Source organism: Bifidobacterium sp. 7101, assembly GCF_000499285.1.
Classification (GTDB): Bacteria; Actinomycetota; Actinomycetes; order Actinomycetales; family Bifidobacteriaceae; genus Bombiscardovia; species Bombiscardovia apis_A.
Map to the genome: position 1 here is coordinate 342,307 of NZ_AWUN01000002.1, position 17,847 is coordinate 360,153.

At 56.6% G+C, this 17,847-nt stretch carries 17 protein-coding genes and 1 tRNA gene; 7 read left to right on the forward strand and 11 right to left on the reverse strand.

The window, feature by feature from the left end; all coding sequences use genetic code 11:
* Window positions 1-1,341 (reverse strand): replicative DNA helicase, encoded by a 1,341-nt coding sequence (dnaB, locus tag P272_RS0104030; protein ID WP_033510868.1) that lies wholly within the window; start codon window positions 1,339-1,341, stop codon window positions 1-3.
* A gap of 416 nt (window positions 1,342-1,757) precedes the next feature.
* Between dnaB and P272_RS0104035 the strand changes: the two genes are divergently transcribed.
* Window positions 1,758-3,149 carry an MATE family efflux transporter gene (locus tag P272_RS0104035; RefSeq protein WP_253269663.1) on the forward strand — a complete coding sequence of 464 codons (1,392 nt, stop codon included), beginning with the start codon at window positions 1,758-1,760 and terminating at the stop codon, window positions 3,147-3,149.
* A gap of 125 nt (window positions 3,150-3,274) precedes the next feature.
* Here the strand turns inward: P272_RS0104035 and P272_RS0104040 are convergent, their stop codons facing one another.
* The 6 genes from P272_RS0104040 to P272_RS09625 all read right to left on the reverse strand — a co-directional run bounded on the left by P272_RS0104040 (window position 3,275) and on the right by P272_RS09625 (window position 8,330).
* A complete protein-coding gene (locus P272_RS0104040) occupies window positions 3,275-3,613 on the reverse strand; it encodes a P-II family nitrogen regulator (RefSeq protein WP_029678271.1) in 339 nt (112 codons plus the stop codon).
* A gap of 17 nt (window positions 3,614-3,630) precedes the next feature.
* Window positions 3,631-4,896 (reverse strand): ammonium transporter, encoded by a 1,266-nt coding sequence (locus tag P272_RS0104045; protein WP_029678272.1) that lies wholly within the window; start codon window positions 4,894-4,896, stop codon window positions 3,631-3,633.
* Window positions 4,897-5,086: 190 nt separating this feature from the next.
* Window positions 5,087-6,418, reverse strand: a complete 1,332-nt coding sequence (ftsY, locus tag P272_RS0104050) for a signal recognition particle-docking protein FtsY (protein ID WP_029678273.1) — start codon at window positions 6,416-6,418, stop codon at window positions 5,087-5,089.
* 49 nt (window positions 6,419-6,467) lie between these two features.
* On the reverse strand, window positions 6,468-7,031 hold the full coding sequence (locus P272_RS0104055) for a hypothetical protein (protein WP_029678274.1): 564 nt from the start codon (window positions 7,029-7,031) through the stop codon (window positions 6,468-6,470).
* A 100-nt stretch (window positions 7,032-7,131) separates the two neighbouring features.
* Entirely contained in the window at window positions 7,132-7,683 is a 552-nt protein-coding gene (locus tag P272_RS0104060; RefSeq protein WP_029678275.1) for a GNAT family N-acetyltransferase, read from the reverse strand.
* 299 nt (window positions 7,684-7,982) lie between these two features.
* Window positions 7,983-8,330: a response regulator transcription factor gene (locus P272_RS09625; protein WP_052323179.1), complete on the reverse strand. Its 348-nt coding sequence runs from the start codon at window positions 8,328-8,330 to the stop codon at window positions 7,983-7,985.
* A 516-nt stretch (window positions 8,331-8,846) separates the two neighbouring features.
* Between P272_RS09625 and P272_RS0104070 the strand changes: the two genes are divergently transcribed.
* Complete coding sequence (locus tag P272_RS0104070; RefSeq protein WP_029678276.1) at window positions 8,847-9,170, forward strand: hypothetical protein; 324 nt, start codon at window positions 8,847-8,849, stop codon at window positions 9,168-9,170.
* 369 nt (window positions 9,171-9,539) lie between these two features.
* Here the strand turns inward: P272_RS0104070 and P272_RS0104075 are convergent, their stop codons facing one another.
* The 3 genes from P272_RS0104075 to P272_RS0104085 form a co-directional block, all read right to left on the reverse strand.
* Window positions 9,540-10,973: an alpha-L-fucosidase gene (locus P272_RS0104075; protein WP_029678277.1), complete on the reverse strand. Its 1,434-nt coding sequence runs from the start codon at window positions 10,971-10,973 to the stop codon at window positions 9,540-9,542.
* A gap of 371 nt (window positions 10,974-11,344) precedes the next feature.
* Window positions 11,345-11,770 (reverse strand): hypothetical protein, encoded by a 426-nt coding sequence (locus P272_RS09430; protein WP_172636705.1) that lies wholly within the window; start codon window positions 11,768-11,770, stop codon window positions 11,345-11,347.
* Between the two features lie 112 nt (window positions 11,771-11,882).
* Window positions 11,883-12,131 (reverse strand): hypothetical protein, encoded by a 249-nt coding sequence (locus P272_RS0104085; protein WP_155804985.1) that lies wholly within the window; start codon window positions 12,129-12,131, stop codon window positions 11,883-11,885.
* 290 nt (window positions 12,132-12,421) lie between these two features.
* Here P272_RS0104085 and P272_RS0104090 point away from each other — a divergent pair.
* From P272_RS0104090 to P272_RS0104110, 5 genes are all read left to right on the forward strand, one after another.
* Window positions 12,422-12,494 (forward strand) — tRNA-Lys (locus P272_RS0104090).
* 298 nt (window positions 12,495-12,792) lie between these two features.
* On the forward strand, window positions 12,793-13,548 hold the full coding sequence (locus P272_RS08875; RefSeq protein ID WP_052323180.1) for a hypothetical protein: 756 nt from the start codon (window positions 12,793-12,795) through the stop codon (window positions 13,546-13,548).
* Window positions 13,545-14,615 carry a peptidoglycan-binding domain-containing protein gene (locus P272_RS09270; RefSeq protein ID WP_155804987.1) on the forward strand — a complete coding sequence of 357 codons (1,071 nt, stop codon included), beginning with the start codon at window positions 13,545-13,547 and terminating at the stop codon, window positions 14,613-14,615. Before P272_RS08875 ends, P272_RS09270 begins: the two co-directional genes overlap by 4 nt.
* Entirely contained in the window at window positions 14,612-15,271 is a 660-nt protein-coding gene (locus P272_RS0104105) for an ABC transporter ATP-binding protein (protein ID WP_029678282.1), read from the forward strand. Before P272_RS09270 ends, P272_RS0104105 begins: the two co-directional genes overlap by 4 nt.
* The gene (locus P272_RS0104110) at window positions 15,258-16,334 is read left to right on the forward strand and encodes a hypothetical protein (protein WP_029678283.1); all 1,077 of its coding nucleotides are present in this window, start codon (window positions 15,258-15,260) and stop codon (window positions 16,332-16,334) included. The genes P272_RS0104105 and P272_RS0104110 overlap by 14 nt, the downstream gene beginning before the upstream one ends.
* A 1,168-nt stretch (window positions 16,335-17,502) precedes the next feature.
* On the opposite strand, the gene P272_RS08635 is transcribed toward P272_RS0104110, so the two are convergent.
* Window positions 17,503-17,847 (reverse strand): helix-turn-helix domain-containing protein, encoded by a 345-nt coding sequence (locus P272_RS08635; RefSeq protein ID WP_044097743.1) that lies wholly within the window; start codon window positions 17,845-17,847, stop codon window positions 17,503-17,505.

Below are 17,847 nucleotides of genomic sequence, written 5' to 3' on the forward strand. Positions count from 1 at the left end.
TCAGACCCCTCCCTGCTGGTAGTCCTGGGGCATGTCCTTGAACTTGGACTTCTCGCCCAGGAAGGCCAGCTTGAAGGTGTCGGTGGGGCCGTTGCGGTGCTTGGCCAGAATGATGTCGGCCTCGCCCGGGCGGTCCTCCTTGTCGTAGAAGTCCGGTCGGTGGACCAGGAAGACCACGTCGGCGTCCTGCTCGATGGATCCCGACTCGCGCAGGTCGGAGAGCATGGGCTTTTTGTCATTGCGCATCTCGGGACCGCGGTTGAGCTGGCTCAGCGCCACCACCGGAACCTCCAGCTCCTTGGCCAGCAGCTTCAGGGCGCGCGAGAAGTCGGAGACCTCCTGCTGGCGGGATTCGACCCGCTTGCCCGAGGTCATCAGCTGCAGGTAGTCGATGACCACCAGTTTCAGGTCGTTGGTCTGCTTGAGCCGACGGCACTTGGCACGGATCTCCATCAGGCTCATGTTGGGCGAATCGTCCAGGAAGAGCGGGGCATCCTGGAGTCTGCTCCAGAAGGTGTTCAGGGTGTTCCAGCGCTCGGGGGTGATGTCGTCCGCCCGGCGCAGGGCCACCAGGGGGATGTCGGTCTCGGCCGAGATGATGCGCTGGGCCAGCTCGGTCTTGCTCATCTCCAGGGAGAAGACCACCGTGGTCATGTTGTTGTGGAGGGCCGCGGCACGGGCGAAGTCGATGCCCAGGGTGGACTTGCCCATGGCGGGGCGGCCTGCCACCACGATCATCTGCCCGGGCTGCAGGCCCTGGGTCACGTCGTCGATGCTCTTGAAGCCGGTGGGCACGCCCCGCTCCATGTCGCCGTTCTGCAGCTTGTCCAACTGGTCCAGGGTGTCATGGACGACCGGCCCGATGGCCTCGTAATCCTGGCGGACCCTGCCCACGCTCATCTCGTAGACCTCGGCCTGGGCCAGGTTGACGATGTCCTCGGCCTGGGAGCCCTCGGCCGAGTAGCCCAGCTGGGCGATCTTGGTGCCGGCCGCGATCACATTGCGCAGGATGGCCCGCTGGTGGACGATTTCCGCATAATAGGTGGCGTTGGCGGCTGTCGGGACCGAGGCCACCAGGGAGTGCAGATAGTCGGTGCCTCCCACCTTCTCCAGGTCGCCGGACTTGAGCAGCTCGTTGGCCACCAGAACCGCATCCACCGGCTGGGAGGCCGAGAAGAGGGTGACGATGGCCTCGTAGATGGTCTGGTGCTTGGGCTGGTAGAAGTCGGATATCTCAATCATCTGGCTGACTTCGCCGATGGCATCCTTGCTCATGAGCATGCCGCCCAGCACGGCCATCTCCGCATCGTCGTCATGCGGGGGCACCCGGTCGAAGAGCATGTCACGGCCGGTCTGGGCACGATCGGTGGGACGCTGTTCGGGATGGGTGTAGTCGGTGTAGTCGTCGGAAGCCATAGCCACGATTCTACGAAGAGGACCGTCCCTGACAGCCCTAAGATGAGGATTTCACCCAAGGCATTCACCAGGGCGCGCCGATGGAACTGGACGGGCACGGGGCCGCTCCTGCATGTGTACAGAAAAATAAGTTATCCACATTCAAGGCGTGTCCTAGAGGACATGTGCGCAACTTATCCACCTCATGGGTACAACTCTGTGCAAAACTTGGGGACAGTCTTCCACATCACCAATCCAGCTTGCGCTCAGGGCTGTTTGGTGATACTGCACCTACCGGCAGGGCGTCCACGGACTGGCTTTCAGGGGTTGTGTCTTCAGTCCAGAGCATTAGCATGGCGTCCATGCGCAGCCACAGGGACATCCCCGAAACCAAGACCGGATCAATCACGCCGGAAGAGCGGCGGGCGACCTACAGGACCATTGCTGGACTGGCCATACCCACCTTCGGCCAGCTGATCGCCTCCCCGCTCTTCGTCATGATCGACACCGCCATCGTGGGCCACATCAGCGACTCGGCCCTGGCCGGGCTCTCCATCGGATCCACCGTGGTGTTGACCACCGTGGGCCTGTGCATCTTTCTGGCCTACGGGACCACCTCCCAGGTGGCCCGGCTCATGGGTGCCGGCCGCCGCCGGGAGGGCATGCAAGCCGGCGTGGACGGCATGTGGCTGGCCTTCGTCATAGGCCTGGTCGTCTGCGCCCTGCTTCTGGCTCTGAGTCGGCCCATCTGCAGCCTGATGGGAGCTCAGGGGCCGGTCCTGCAGGCGGCACAGACCTATCTGAATGCCTTGGTCTTCGGCCTTCCGGCCATGCTTATGGTCTACGCGGCCAACGGCATCTTCCGCGGACTACAGAAGGTAAAGATCACCCTGGTGGCCGCCGTGTCGGGCGCCATCCTCAACACCGCCCTGGAGGTCCTTCTGGTCTTCGGCCTGCACATGGACATTCTGGGCTCGGGCCTGGCCACCCTGATTGCCGAGTGGGCCATGGGGCTCTTCCTGACCATCCCCGCCCTGGTATGGGCCAGTCGGGAAGGCGCCCAGCTGCGGCCCCGGCTCTCAGGCATAGCGGCCAGCATGGGCGACGGTTTCCCGCTTTTCCTACGGACACTGGCCCTACGGGTCTGCCTCTTTATGACCGTGGTGGCTGCGGCCCATCTGGGCGAGCAGGTGCTTGCGGCCTACCAAGGAGTCAACTCGGCCTGGAACTTCGGACTGAACATGCTGGATGCCGTGGGCATCGCCGGCCAGTCACTGGTAGCCACCGAGCTGGGCGCCGGACGGCGGTCACGGGCACGGGTCATGACCGACCTGTCGGCCAGGGCCGGCATGGCCATGGGAGTGCTGGTCGGACTGGTCATGATCGCCCTGGGCCTCTTCGCCGCTCCCCTGTTCAGCCCCACGCCGGCCATCAGGGCGCTGATCACCGTGGGCATGATCGTCCAGGGAGTCTTCATGCCCGTCGCCGGATGGATGTGGGCCCTGGACGGAATCCTGATCGGGGCCGGGGACTATCGCTACCTGACGGCCACCTGCTCCCTGACGGCTGTGATCTACCTGATCGGCCTGCTGGGCATGACGGCCCTGGCCATGAACTGGACACCCACCTGGCGGATAGCCATGCTCTGGGCCGTCCTCAATGTCCTCTTCATCGGCGTCAGGGCCATCTGCAACGGCTTGAGAACGCGCACCGATGTCTGGATGGGGACAATAAGCCAGGTCAAGGAAGCCTGAAAAGACATAGAAAACATAGAAAAGCAGGACCCCGACCGCTAGACCATGAAATCGGCCACAGCGGCGGGATCCTGCGAAACTGGTCAGCAGGAAGACGACCATACAGACGGCAGCAGGCGGCTGCCTCAGATGGCGTCTACGCCGGTCTCCCCGGTACGAACCCTGACCACCGAGTCCAGGGTCTGCACCCAGACCTTGCCGTCGCCCACGGTGTTGGTGGCGGCAGCCTGAACGATGGTGTCGACCAGCTCGTCAACCCGGCGATCCTCGGTCAGCACCTCCAGACGCACCTTGGGAACCAGGTCCACCTTGACAGTGCTGCCCCGGTAGACCTCCTTATGGCCGCCCTGCCGACCATAGCCCTGGGCTGACGAGACGGTCATACCGTGCACGCCGACCTCGGTCAGGGCCTGTTTAATCTGATCCAGCCGCCCGGGCTGAATGATGGCGGTAATGAGTTTCATGCTGCCTTCCTTTCTGATCAGTTCAGAATGGATCCGAAGTCGTAGGCGCTCTCACCCTGATCGCTCTGATCGACGCCGATGACCTCCTGATCCTTGCTGACCCGCCAACCAATGGTCTTCTCCAGCGCAAAGGCGATCACACCGGTTACTGCAGCTGCGTAGATGATCGCAATCAGCGCCACCAGGAACTGAACCAGCAGCTGCCGGAAATCGCCGCCGGCCAGGAAGCCCGTACCCGTACCGAAGAAGCCTATCAACAGTGTGCCCAATAAACCACCCACGCCGTGGATGCCCACCACATCAAGGGAGTCGTCGTAGGCGAAACGGAACTTGAGCCCGCAGGCCAGGCAGCAGACGAAACCAGCCAAGAGGCCGATGACCATGGCCCAGAGCGGCGAAACCACGTCGGCCGCTGGAGTGATGGCCACCAGGCCGGCGACCATGCCGGATGCTGCACCCATGGCGGTGTAATGCCCGGTGCGGACCCGCTCAGTAAAAAGCCAGCCCAGGGTGGCGCCGCTGGCGGCTATGGTCGTGGAAACCCAGGCATATCCAGCCGTGCCGTTGGCGGCGAAGGCGGAACCGGCATTGAAACCGAACCAGCCGAACCAGAGCAGGAAGGCGCCCAGCATGACCATGGGCACATTGTGGGGGCGTATGGACTCCTTGGGGAAGCCGATGCGCCTGCCGATGATGAGCACAATGACCAGGGCTGCCACTGCCGCGTTGATGTGGATGACCGTACCGCCTGCGAAATCGTGCGCCTGAGCCCCGATGGCGTTGGAGATGGGTCCATCGGCAGCCAGCAGTCCGTGATTCCAGACCATGTGGGCCATGGGCGCGTAATCCAAGGTGACCCAGAGGGCCACGAAGATCATCCAGGTGCTGATTCTGACTCGCTCTGCCAGGGCTCCCGAAATCAGCGCCACGCAGATCATGGCGAAGGCGGCCTGGAAGGCGATGTCCACCGTGTGCGGGTAGGCGGCGTTCGCGGAATCAAGCGAGGTGAAGACCCCGTCCTTGGCTGTGACCGTGTCCTTGAGCAGGAAGCCGGTGATGGGGTCGCCGAAGACGCCTCCGATGTCCTTGCCTGCAAAGGAAATCGACCATCCCCAGAAGGCCCAGATAACCCCAGTCACGGCAATGGCCAGCGTGGACATCATCATCATGTTGAGCACGGCCTTGGCTCGGACCATACCCCCATAGAAGAAAGCCACCGCCGGAGTCATCAGGAAAACCATGGATGCCGCTACCAGCATCCAGGCAGCATTTCCAGAATCCATGCCTACACCTCTCTTTTCCCCATCCGGGCGGGCAGTTCCCAATAACGAGGACTTCCCTCCGGACAGCCTACGTCAGATTCTCTTCCACTTCCCGATTCATCAAACAGGAAGAGGATGACGGTCAGGTCACCGCCGCATTACCTGCGGGTGACTATTGGATGACCACCTTATGACCAACCGACCGGCAGGACTACTCGTCTCCCAGGATGCCGTCGACAAAGGACTCGGGATCGAAAACGGCCAGATCGTCGGGCCCCTCGCCCAGTCCGACCAGCTTGACGGGCACGCCCAGCTCCCGCTGGACAGAGACGACGATACCGCCCTTGGCCGAGCCGTCCAGCTTGGTCAGGACGATGCCCGTGACCCCGATGGCCTGGGCGAAGACCTGGGCCTGGATCATCCCGTTCTGCCCGGTGGTGGCATCCAGGACCAACAGAACCTCGTCCACAGGCAGGTTCTTCTCGATCACCCGCCGGATCTTGCCCAACTGATCCATGAGGTTGGCCTTGTTCTGCAGGCGGCCGGCGGTGTCCACAATGAGGACATCTGCCTGATCGTTTTTGGCCCGTTCCGCGGCTTCGAAGGCCACCGAGGCCGGATCGGCACCGTCGCGGTCGCTGCGGACCACGGGCACGCCCACCTTGCCACCCCAGGTCTCCAGCTGGTCAGCGGCGGCGGCACGGAAGGTGTCGGCAGCACCCATGACCACCGACTTGCCATCGGCCACGAAGAGCCTGGCCAGCTTGCCCGCCGTGGTGGTCTTGCCTGTGCCGTTGACGCCCACCATGATGATGACCGACGGCCTGTTGGCCTGAGGTCGGGCAGCCGCCAGAGTCCGGTCCATATCGGGGTCGACCAGATCGATCAGGCGCTGACGAAGGCCACGACGCACTGCTGCGGGGTCCTTCTGCCCTGTGATCCGGGCATCGTCGCGCAGCTGCTTCACCAGCTGTTCACTGGCATCGGCACCCACATCCGCCATGAGCAGGGTGTCTTCCACATCCTCCCAGTCGGACTCGCTCAGATGGTCCTTGGTCAGAATGGCAAAGAGGGCCTTGCCGAAGGGGTTGGGGCTCTTGGCCAGCCTGGCCTTGAGCCTGGTCATACGGGATGCAGAGGTCTCCGGATGAGCCAGCTCCTCCTGCGCCGACGATGCCACTTGCCCGACTGAGGACGACTGACTGGACTCCCTTGAATCGACTGAGCCCGCTGAACCCGCTGAACCCGTAGAAGCGTCCGGATTGGGGGATGCGCCCGATGCAGGAGAGGCAGATTGGACACCTTGGTCAGCCGATGAAGCTGCTGGGGAGGCACCAGGTTGGCCTTCAGCTCGACCCTTTGCTGCGGCCGTCGCCGACTCCGGGGACAGAGAAGAGCGGCCATCATCAGACTCTTGCACCCTGCCTGGGCGCGTGGAATCCCCCTGGGACCGGCGCTTACGGACCGCCACCAGAATGCCGGCCACTGCCAGCACCAGGACGATCAACACCGCGATAAGAATAAGAAGCTGCTGTGTTGTCATAGGTACCAGCCTAAAGGCGAAAAGGGACACGGATGGTCATCATGAGCGGTCACTTTCCGCTCGGGTGACCCTTGTCCGTCTGCGAACCGCTCTTGACCGAAGGCATGACGTCGGAGGTGATGGGTTGAGGCTCCCGCCGCTGCCGATGCGAATGCTCAGGGCTGGATGATCGCAAGGTGACGTTCCTGGGGGCTGGAGGTCCAGAGGCCGCAGAAACCGATGGCACGGCATTCCTCCGTTGCCTCAGGCTAGCCGACGATGCAGAATCAGCGCTTGGCGGCCTGGGCAGATTTATCTCGTCCGTGGAATCGGAGGCCAGCATGCCTCGAACCTCCACCACGGAGGAGGAGTTGACATAGACCGGATAGGGATGTGCAAGGTCTTCAGCGGTTGGCGCATCCTCGCCCGAGCCAGGGGCGAACGACAGATGCCCTCCTGCAATCCGCGGCAGCTTATTCTCCCGCTCCTGCTGACGGCGGGCGGCCTTACGCACACGCTCATCCAGAGACTGGGAAAAAGCACGGTCCTGGGACTCGCCAAGCGCCAAGCGCATGACAAATACGATGAATGCCACCACCACCAGCACCCATACCAGGACAATCATCCAGACCATACCTGCCATTCTCTCAGAAGAACCCCACAGACGCGCTAAGACACGAGGAATCTATCGGTCTCTTTCACACTGGTTCATGCTGACGCGTTCTTTGGCCTTTTTACTCGGTAGACAAATCAATCCAATATCGTTCTACTGGCTGACCAGAACTGCTAGAAAGCACATTCTCCAGTTGCCCGCCTCGAGAGAGGATGGTCCGGCGGCTGGCCAGATTCGACGGGGAACAGGTGATCAGGACCCGACCCATGCCCAGAGCGGCCGCCCGTCGCAAACATTCATCCAGCATCAGCCCGGCATAGCCCCGCCGACGACAATCCGGACGAACTGAATAGCCGATGTTACCACCCGTGCGCAGAAGCGCCTGCGTAAGCTGCAACCTCAGCTGGATCATCCCCACCAGTTTGCCGCTCGGCACAAGGGCGGCGAACTGCAGGGCGGGCACAAATCCCGGCGGCAGATCATCGCCGCGCGCCTGATGAGCCACCTCAAGCAGGCCTGACCGACGAACCTCATCCAGGCTGTGGCAGTTCTCCAAAGGGCCGAGCCCAGCCGCTTCATCCTCAGTTCGAGCACGACAGGCCTGCAGATACTCCCAAATCGCTTCGGCACCCACTGCTCCCGGCCGGTCCAGCCTCACCAGACGGATTCCCATGGTCCACCTCTTCTGCCGAGTACTTGGCCACCCCTTTGTGCTTCAGCTTACCTGAGCAGCATTCAACGGAACTCGAGTTTCCAAAGAAGACAAGCGCCACAGGAACATCGCGCACATGGGTGAGTAGTCGGAACTCAATACAGCAAGAATCACAATGTTCAATAAAGGTTCTCCCAAACTTACGTTCGAAGCTCTAGCCCCAGCTTCAGCTTCATCAGGTCAACGAAAGCGTAGCTCTGGAATCTATTGTTCTTTCTGCTTTTCTCCTCGCGATGCCCGGAACAACCGGTCAAGGATCGTCAGTCAGACATTCCCGCCTGAAACCATGTAATGACAATTTGCGTGCGGTCCCGCAGGCCGGTCTTGTCAAGTATGCGACTTACGTAGCGTCTGACGGAGGTGATTTCGAGAGTGAGGCACTGGGCTATTTCCTGATTAGAGAATCCTCGAGCGATGAGCCCGGCTATCTCGTACTCCCTGGAGGTCAGTTTGTCCAGCTGCTGCCTGGCCGGCGGATTACTGAGCTTATGCCGGGCATAAGCTCTGTCGCGGTTGATGAGCTCTGCTGTGATACGGGGAGGGGGGTGAGCACTGCATTCCCATCGGCCACTGCGTGAATGGCGCGGTGCAGGTCTCTGGTAGGACATATCCTTAACTCGAGAGCTTAGACTCGTGTCCTGGCAACTGCTCTACCAACAATTCGGTTCATCGAACGTTACGAGAAGTTTTAAACAAAGTTTCAAGAAGGCTGTTGATCGTGTCTATGAAGCTTATCGGGGTGTGAACATCATCGACGCATGGAAAGCCGGCGAATGGTTCTAGAGCCGCCTTAGCAGGTCTTATCGGGTTCGGATATCCCACAGTCCGGCATAACAGGAATGAGCCTTGCCCCCAAAGCTACGCTTGCTATCCACAAAACAAACGTTCGGTGTGGAACAAAAAATAGGTAGCAAACATAGTAAATGTGCGTACGAGTCCGTCCAATTACTCACTCATGCCGGACAACCGAACCCAATAATTGCGTAGACTTGTCAGATGAATACCTGTGCTCTTGTCGTCGCTGTGAATGTGTCAACCGCTAGACAACGTTGGATGTTCTAGACAACATTCCGGTTCTTCGCATGATGAGATAGAGCTTTAAATAATATTGGAGGGAGCGCATTTTGACAGGGAACAGTATCGAGCGGAACGGCATTGAAGACTTCTCGGTTACTTTGCAGTATGGCGTAACGGCCCGCTTTTCTAGACAGGAAAATACGAGTGACTACGAAGTCAAATACGAGAACGTTCCCGTATTCCTCAGAGATTACTTGCATGACGCAACCATAGGAAGAACGCAGCTTGCAGTTCCCAAGCACAAGATGGAACAATTCAATGCACGTCTGATTGAACTGATCAATGAGATTTTCGCTCCGGAAACCACAAGAGAAGATTTAATCGAATCCGCCATTCAGGATATTAACAATGCTGTGAAAGAAGCCGGATAGCGGATTCGATAACATACGACTAGCGTTTGCAGATTACGGAGATTTCTTTCGACCAGCCTAATGCAGCCGGATCTGCGTAGTGCAATAAATCAACATCTACCCATGCTTTATACTTGTACGTTTTACCGACGGGGCAGTTGTAGTGAGCGGTTGCTCTTCGACCTTTCCCGCTACCAGGTAACGTAACAATGTTGCCCTGAGACCCACCATCAGCCCGGCATAGCCCCGCCCGCGACAATCCGGACGAACTGAATAGCCGATGTTGCCGCCCGTGCGCAGAAGCCCCGGCAGATTGTTCAATATCCCGTCTATCCAGTCACAGCGGCCAGCCACACGATGGCGGCAGCCTGCCTTAGCCCCGTGTTTGTCTTACTCGGTCCTCGTGCCCCCCTCACGGATCAGGCAGGTGTCCAAGGCCACGGGGCCACGTGACCTGGTCACACTGACCTCCAAGTGGCTTGTGGTCAGTGGACCGACCTGTGCGAAGTGCTGATACCCAATGGCCCCCACCTCTGCCACCTGGCGGAGTTCACCGTCAAGCTCGGCACTGATGACGACCTGTTCCACCCGCTGGCCGACCTCGATGTGCTCACGAAGGATGAGCCCATCCACCTGTCGGGGACGGTCGAAATCAATGGTAACGGTGGGATGCTCATCATCCGCAGCGGCCAGCCACCAGCCGGAGTCCACACCGGTGGAGAGGAGGGCCTGAGGGTCACTCCCGCAGGCGTTGGAGGAGACGGACACCTTGGCACCCTCGGTGACGGCCCCCTGCCAGAATTCACGGATCCTGCGACCCAGACCGGTCAGGGAATCCACATCGGGCTGGCTGATCTTCCCCTGGGCGTTCGACGGCACATTGAGCACAAGATTGGCGTTCCCGCCGACAGTGGTGGACCAGATGTCGAAAAGCTCGTCAGCCGTGCGCACCTTGTCGTCCTCGCTGGCATGGTGGAACCAGCCAGGCCGGATGGAGGTGTCGACCTCGGCCGGGTACCAGACCAGGGGGCCACCGTACTGTTCAAGGGCCTTGCGGCTGCCCAGGTCCTCATCTTCAGAACGCATGACCCGATCGGGGTTGGCGAGTTGGTCCAGTTCCCCCTTGCCCATCTTCCACTCTGCATGGCGGAGGAAGGCTGGAACCACGCTCCACTCGTTTTCGCGTGCCTTGCCGGCCTCGTTGCCACACCAACGGACATCAGGTCCGCAGATACTGATGACCGCTTCCGGCTGAAGGGCCCTAATCACGTTGAAATAGCGTTGCCAGTCATAGGCCTGGATCTTACCGTTGGGTCCCTCACCATTGGCCCCGTCCATCCAAACACTGAAGACGGGTCCGTAGTGGGTAAGAAGCTCTATCAGCTGGTTGACATAGTAGTCGTCATAGGCCTTGCCCTGCCCGTAAGTGGCCTCGGTCCTGTCCCAGGGAGACAGGTAGACACCGAACTTGAGGCCGTGACGGTGGGCAGCCTGGGAGACCTCGCGGACCACATCGCCCTTTCCTCCCTTCCAGGGAGAGCTGGCCACGCTGTGCTCGGTGTAGGCACTGGGCCAGAGGCAGAATCCGTCGTGATGCTTGCAGGTGAGGATCACCCCCGTCATACCAGCGGCTTTAAAGGTCTCCATCCACTGGTCGCAGTCCAGGTCCGCCGGGTTGAAGAGGGCAGGATCCTCGTGGCCCAGGCCCCATTCGCGGTCGGTCATCGTGTTCATGCCAAAGTGCATGAAGGCATACATCTCCATGCGCTGCCAATCGAGTTGACGGCGGGACGGCTTGATATTGGCGAGATAATCCAGATTCATCGGAATCCTTCCTTGGAATTCGTCTTGTCGATGGGTTGCCTGGGTCTGCGGTCTCCTGGCGGATCTTTGCACTTCTTTGTCCGAATCTGCTCATACACCAGCGGGCAACCGAGACCCAATTAATTAACTTACCTCACAATTACCGCGAAGGGAATTGACACGCATGAGACATGAGTGAGGACTGCCAGTTCGGCAGCCAGAGGGGAGGTGGAAAGTGCCATGCAGACAGACACCGACCACCCGGCCCGGGCAGGATGGTGGCCATGCCGCCGTCGGTTGAGGCGGCAGGGTCCGCCTTGCTCACCATGCAGAAGACGTCGGGGGCATACGCCCGAGCAGTCAGGGTCAATCGGTAGCCGCACTCCTCGGCCTCAATAGAGGCTTCGAGAGAGTCTTGCTGGAGGACCCGGCGACGACCCTGGCCTGATTGTAAATGACCCTAGCAAAACCTGGCCGGTCGGGGCTGAACACCAGAATCTCCTGGGCGGGGCCACAGAAGGTGACCACGGCGGCCTCCAGAACCACCTGGGCCTGCTCCCCTGCCGATCAGTGACCCGGGTGATTTGAGTGGCCAGAACGGTTCCATCCAAGCGGCGGCGCTCCACCCCCCACTGACCCTCCCAGGCCCGACGGGTATCGTTGACCATGACCAAGGCCAGCTGGTCGGTGATGACAGGCATACCAGCCCAACTGCACTCAGCCCGGTAGGCCTCTGAGACCTCGGGCTGAATGGAGGCTAGACGAGGAGCGAAGAAATCGCGCAAGGGCGAAGCAGAGGGGCTTGCGATGCCCGTCATAGTCCACCGCCGCCCAGGAGATCACCGGCCAGTCGTCATTGAGCTGCCAGACCAGGGTGCCGGCATTCACTGGCTCCAGCGAGCGCAGGTACTCCACCCCGAATCGGATAACCTATGCCTGCTGCATCTGACAGGCCCAGTGCCAGTCCACAATGTCCTCCCAGCGGTCGCTGGGAATCAGCCAGGAATGCGGCCCATCCGAACGATGGCCGTTGACCACACCGCCGTAGCTGATGTCATAGAAGTCACCCGGAGTCAGGTGGGAACGCATGCCCCGGGAGATCTTGATGTTGCCAGCGATGGCCTTCTGATGGACCAGTATTTGGGTGCCGGAGGGGTCCAAGGGGCTGTCATGGTCCAAGTCCCGTAAAGAGGAGTGAATATGGATTGGTGACGCGTAAGTATGGTGCCTGTCTTTCCTTCTCGCGCTCCGTCGGCAGAGGCTTCACTCTTTCCCCAAAGTCCGGTGATGGTCATTCAACGCGGTGTACTCCTGCACGGCACTAGCAAAGGGACGGGCCGAACATCAGGCAACGACGAGTCTGACAATCGGAAGGGTCGGCCGTCGGGGAGCCAGCCCGATGTGGTCATCCGGTGGACAGGCCGCCGCGATGCGCCGTCGGCCAAGTATGAGGTATACTGTGCCATGTTGCCCCTCTGGCTCAATGGTTAGAGCAGCGTCCTTTTAAGTCGTGGGTTGTGGGTTCGAGTCCCACGGGGGGCACTTTTTCTCCTGGTTTGCTTTTAGCGGCTCAGCGGTGGGCAGGAACTATCAGCACAAGCACGGTTCAGAGCTCTTCTCGAGGGCTGATCCCAACGAGAATGGCTCTTGGTGGGTTCATCGCCAAGAGCTATTCCACCTCAGATACTGCTGGGCAATTAGACAACAGGCAGCATGATATTGGCGAAAAGAGATGCTACAATCTTGCCACTGGCAACAGAGTTGTTGTGGCAGTATATGCCAGTATCGGCAATATAAACGATGTTCTTTGTATGGAAGAGGACCTTTTAGGGAGGTGCTCATGATGCGTATGCAAAAACTCATGAAAAATGCTGTACTTCTCGCAGTCATGCTTTCTATGACCATACTCTGCGGTTGTGGCGGCCAGAAGTCTTCTCAGAATCAAGCCCACGAAAAGAGCAGCGCAGAGAACAGTGGGGCTCTGGCCCAAGAGAAGAGCAGCGCTGAGCACGTTGAGTCTCTTGAGAGTATTTTCAAATCATATGCTTCCCGTGAGGATTTGGACGACTTCGAGCGAGAGGTGTTGAATCGTGCAGTAAAAACAGGTCATATTGATCCTGCCGACTATGAAGCTGCCCACGACAAATATCTAGAGTGCATGGCTAATGCAGGATATGATGAGCACGACACCAAAATGCCCGATGGACTTTATCAGAGTTCAGAGAACATGGACCCAAACACTGATAGTAAGCAATGGTTTAAGCAGTCCGTTACATGTTCTGACCATACGACTAAAATAATAGAAGGTCTGTTCCGCGACCAGCAAGATAATCCCGAGCGTTATAAAGATCCTGGAATTTTGGCAGCACAATGTCTGATGGATGCGGGGATTGTAGATAAAACATATACAGCGGCAAAATTCAATGAATCAGCCCAAATTCTGCAGACTCAAAGTGAAAATGATGATAATGACCATCGCACTCTTCAAGAAATTTTTGGTTTCCCTGTAGCAGGTAAGCAAGGATCCCAGGCGCGGTATTGTCTTTCTTTGGGGAATGTGGGCATTACCGTAAGTAATGGGGTCGATAATCCATGAAGAATCCTCCACATTTAAAAAAATCACGAGGCAGGCTCACTTCAGCGCTCGTATTGTTATCTGCTGTCATAGCTCTAATAGGAGCAGGTTGTGCTGCTGGAATGGTTATGGCATCACGTTTTACTCCTCGGACTTTAGCCCCGGCAGAATCGACTCATAAGGCTCCTGTCACTACGGAGAATTTTTTGGATTCTCATCCTGTGAAAGTTGGTTTTGATGTTGCGGCTGATACTCCTCTGACATGGAGTGGTTCAGGCATGGTTACCGCGACGGCCATTCATGGAAGCGGTGAAATTACCTCCGGCAGTTCCCCGTTTTCGGTCAATGATGTACCAGTTCTGGCAATCCATTCCTCTTTGCCCTTCTATCGTGATTTAGGCCCTCAAGACCAAGGAGACGATGTGGCAGCGTTGCGCGAGGAGTTGTCTCGCATGGGGTATGCAGTTCAATCGTCGAAGCCTAAGATCTTTGATAGGTTTATGCGTGCGGCTCTATTAGATGTGCAGACCAAGATGGGACTGGCGGACGAGGGATCACTAAAACTTGAGCACGTAGTGTGGTTGCCTGCGAAAAAGATTCAAGTTGGAGAGTGGAAGTTAACACCCGGAGCGCAGGCAGAACAAGAATTAGGCCTCGTAAAAGGTCATTTGAGTGCTGTACGCGTGCAAAAAATGCCCGAATCATTGACTCCAGGCAATCACGTGATAAACCTTCTTGGTAAGCGCGGTGCCATATCGCAAGAAGGATTGTGCTCGGATAAAGCGTTTCTGGATACTATTGCTGCCAGTCCAGAGTTTGCTTCAATCTCCGGCAATCATGATGCCCTTGCAGCTGGAGTTGATGGCAGCATACAACTAGAGAATCCAATAAAAGCCTTTAAAATTCCGGTAGGAGCTGTCTTCGCATACAAAGATGACCATGCATGTGTACAAACGGGTTCTGAGGCCAGAAGGATTACAATTGTGGGTTCGAACGGTGGGTTCGTTATGGTATCTTCTTCTAAGCCTTTACAATCTGTCAATCTTGGCTCAGCCATCGATACAACTTCCTGCAAGGTCGCTCAATGAGTAGCAATTCGCGGGGGGTTTTAATAGTACAGGTGAAGGATGTATCTCACCGATTCCCTGAGACTGATCTACTGTATGAACACGTAAATTTTGAGCTGGAAACGGGTCAGACTTTGGCTGTAACCGGACCTTCCGGCTCAGGCAAATCGACCTTGTTATCTCTTATAGCGTGCTGGGAAAAGCCATACAGCGGGCGAGTAGATATCCGCAAAGGTTCACGAGTTTGCTGGGTTTTCCAAAACCCTTACGGTCCTAAATACAGAACAGTTCGAGATATAGCTAGTTTCCCTTTCATTGCTCACGGCATGCCAAGGCCACAAGCAAATGAAAAGGCGGAAGAGACTCTTGCTGAGTTCGGTTTGAAAACAAGGATTGAATCTCTCTTCTGCGATCTTTCTGGTGGGGAGGCTCAACGGCTTATGCTAGTTAGGGCAATCTGTTGTGAGCCTGATTTGCTTTTGGTAGACGAACCTACTGCTCAGTTGGATATGAGGTCTGCCCACCAAGTGGCGGACAGTCTCAGACTCCTGGCTGACAGGGGTATGGCCGTTGTGATTGCAACACATGATCCGTTCGTATGGCAATCGTGTGACCGGGTACTCAACCTTGAGGAGTATGTGCCGCTTGTAGAGGAGGGCGTGCATGCGCTTGCGTGAGACCTTCAGAGAAGCTTGGCGGAATATCAACAGCGGAATGTCGCAGTTTTTATCGACTTTATTCATACTCACCTGCGTGATTGCAGCGTGCGCTGGAATCGACGGCCGCCAGGTTATGAGCATTGAACAAAAAGCACGCACATACAGGAGCTCCCTCTCTAACGTCTATGTAATTAAGGCAGAGCAGCAGATTGAACCCGCTGCTTGCCTGGCATTGCCTCAAAATACCGGAATTGAAGCCGCGGGTGGCCTGCGGAAAGCGACTCCTATACGGTTGACTTTGTCGAAGGCAAGTCCGCTTAACACTTATGAGGTATCACAAAGCTTCCTCACAGTTATTACTGGCGGGAAACAGTCCTCTGCCACGACTGGAGGTATTTGGCTTTCTCAAGCACTAGCTGATAAGTTTTTCTTACATATAGGCTCACAAGTAGATACAACTGCTGGCTCTATGAAACTTGCGGGCATCTATCAGTGGCCAGAAGACGGTAGAGACACTAGGCTTGGCTTTGCTGCACTCGTACCGGTAATCACCCCGTCTGCTTATGATGAGTGCTGGGCTTCTGTGTGGCCTCCGAAGAGTATTTCCAGGATTTTGAATCAGGCTTTGCAATATTCTGAAACTTCTAGTAACGCCCAAACCGAGCAAATAAATTACACTATGGGAGACAAGTTTGATCCGAATAGCGAGTTCACCTCACGTTTGACCCGACCTTTAATTTTCGCGCCCTTGCTTCTGTGCTTTGTCCTTGGGGTTGTCTTATGTCGTAGACGCAAGCTGGAGAATTCTGGTTATCTGCATGCTGGTGAGCCTAAATCTTCGATGGTGCTCCGGCTCATGATTGAATACGGGTTGTGCACGCTCATGGCGGTATGTTTGACTCTTTCAGTCTCAATTATTGTTTTAAAAGTTATTCGAGTTACAGATATATCAGGAGTGCTGGTGGCATCTTTGCTGCCTACGATATGCTCTACTATTCTCGGCATGACAATGGGAACTGCTGTCGGCGCCTGTAGCATAAAGGAAAAATCTCTATTTAAGCATTTCAAAGATCGCGATTAATCGTAGAGATCTTTGGAATGCGTAGATGGCGGAAGATCGGTGACCGGGACTGAGTTTATAAAAATCCAAGTATCGGTCACCGCATGCGTATTCGAGGCTTCTGCGTCCTGTTGGGGAGTCGGAGCTCGATTCTCTTAGTCGAGAGTGAGCCAGCAGCATCTTTCACCAGTCGGTACGCCGTATCACCACACAAGTGCCCCTCAGTTGACCTGGGAAGATACACCCTTTCGGCAGCGCTTAAGCTCGTTCTCAAGTGCTGTGCTCAGTGGGACTACCCGATCCTTATCTCCTTTACGGTGGACCATAAAGCTTCGACCGGTCAAATCGTCGATAATGCCCTCTGTCCTGGCCACTACTGCTTCTGTTCTTCGTAGACCAGCGTCAGCAAATAATCTCACCAGCAATCTGATCCATGGATTTGGTTTTACAAGCACCTTAGACACAGCTCCTACTGGCGCTGGCTGCTTTTCTTCTTTGTGCGCTTGGCCGCACTATGTCCATTGGATTATCAGGAAGGCCCTTCGATGCATGCGACCGGGTAAAGAATGAGCGCGATTCATTTACCCTTGATCTAAGCGTCGGGTTGCTTATATCTTCTCCTAACCAGGCCAATATCATCTCTGGGGTAATTTGTAAAGGTCGCATTTGAGTTACTCGGACAAACTGGGAAGTCACGTACCATCAGTGCCCTACAGTCCGTCCAGTGTCACCGTATACACGCATATCTACTACCACTAGTCTAGCCAGTCAATCCAAGATGCTGACGGCTGCAGGTGAGACGAAAACTCCATTGAAGCTCCTTCCGTAAGCACCCAAGATTTAAGCATAAAAGGCCGGTTAACCGGACAATATAGCAGCAGCAACAGCTACTGCCTGAATAACAATGTGATAGGGAAACCCTTAAATCCCATAAGTCGTGGGATATGGGTTCCAGTCCCACGGGAGCACTTTGGATTGCCAACTATTCAGTAGCGCCGAAAACTGTTCCTGATTACTTATTACCTGCAGACTATATGGTTGAGCTTGCCAAAGACCCTTAAACTATCAGGATGCATTCAAGTCATGCTTGTTACTACAGCAGTTTCTATCATCGACGCAGCAATTCTAAGCGTTCAAGGGGAAACTTATTAAGATCCCGCAGGCTCTGTATCTGAAAATGCCCGTCTAACTACTCTACCGACAGCCTACTCAATGGTTTGCGCTCATCATCGTTAAGAAAAGCCTGAGATATTTTGATAAACAGTTCCGTAGTATCTGTCTGTAGAGCGATCGACAGATTATAGAGAGTCCTGAGCGAAGGCATGTTCAATCCATTCTCGATATTCGCCAGTGATTTCTCCGTGATCCAATCAGCTGGCAACCCGAGATCTGAGCCAGCATCAATAAAGCCCTCCCGGGTAGGTGGATTTACATCAGTCAAACTCTTCCTAAGCTGTTTGATTATTTCACCGATCCTGACCATGACCGGCCTATCAATGGAATTGCGGGCATTATTACGATTTCTTACTGTCAT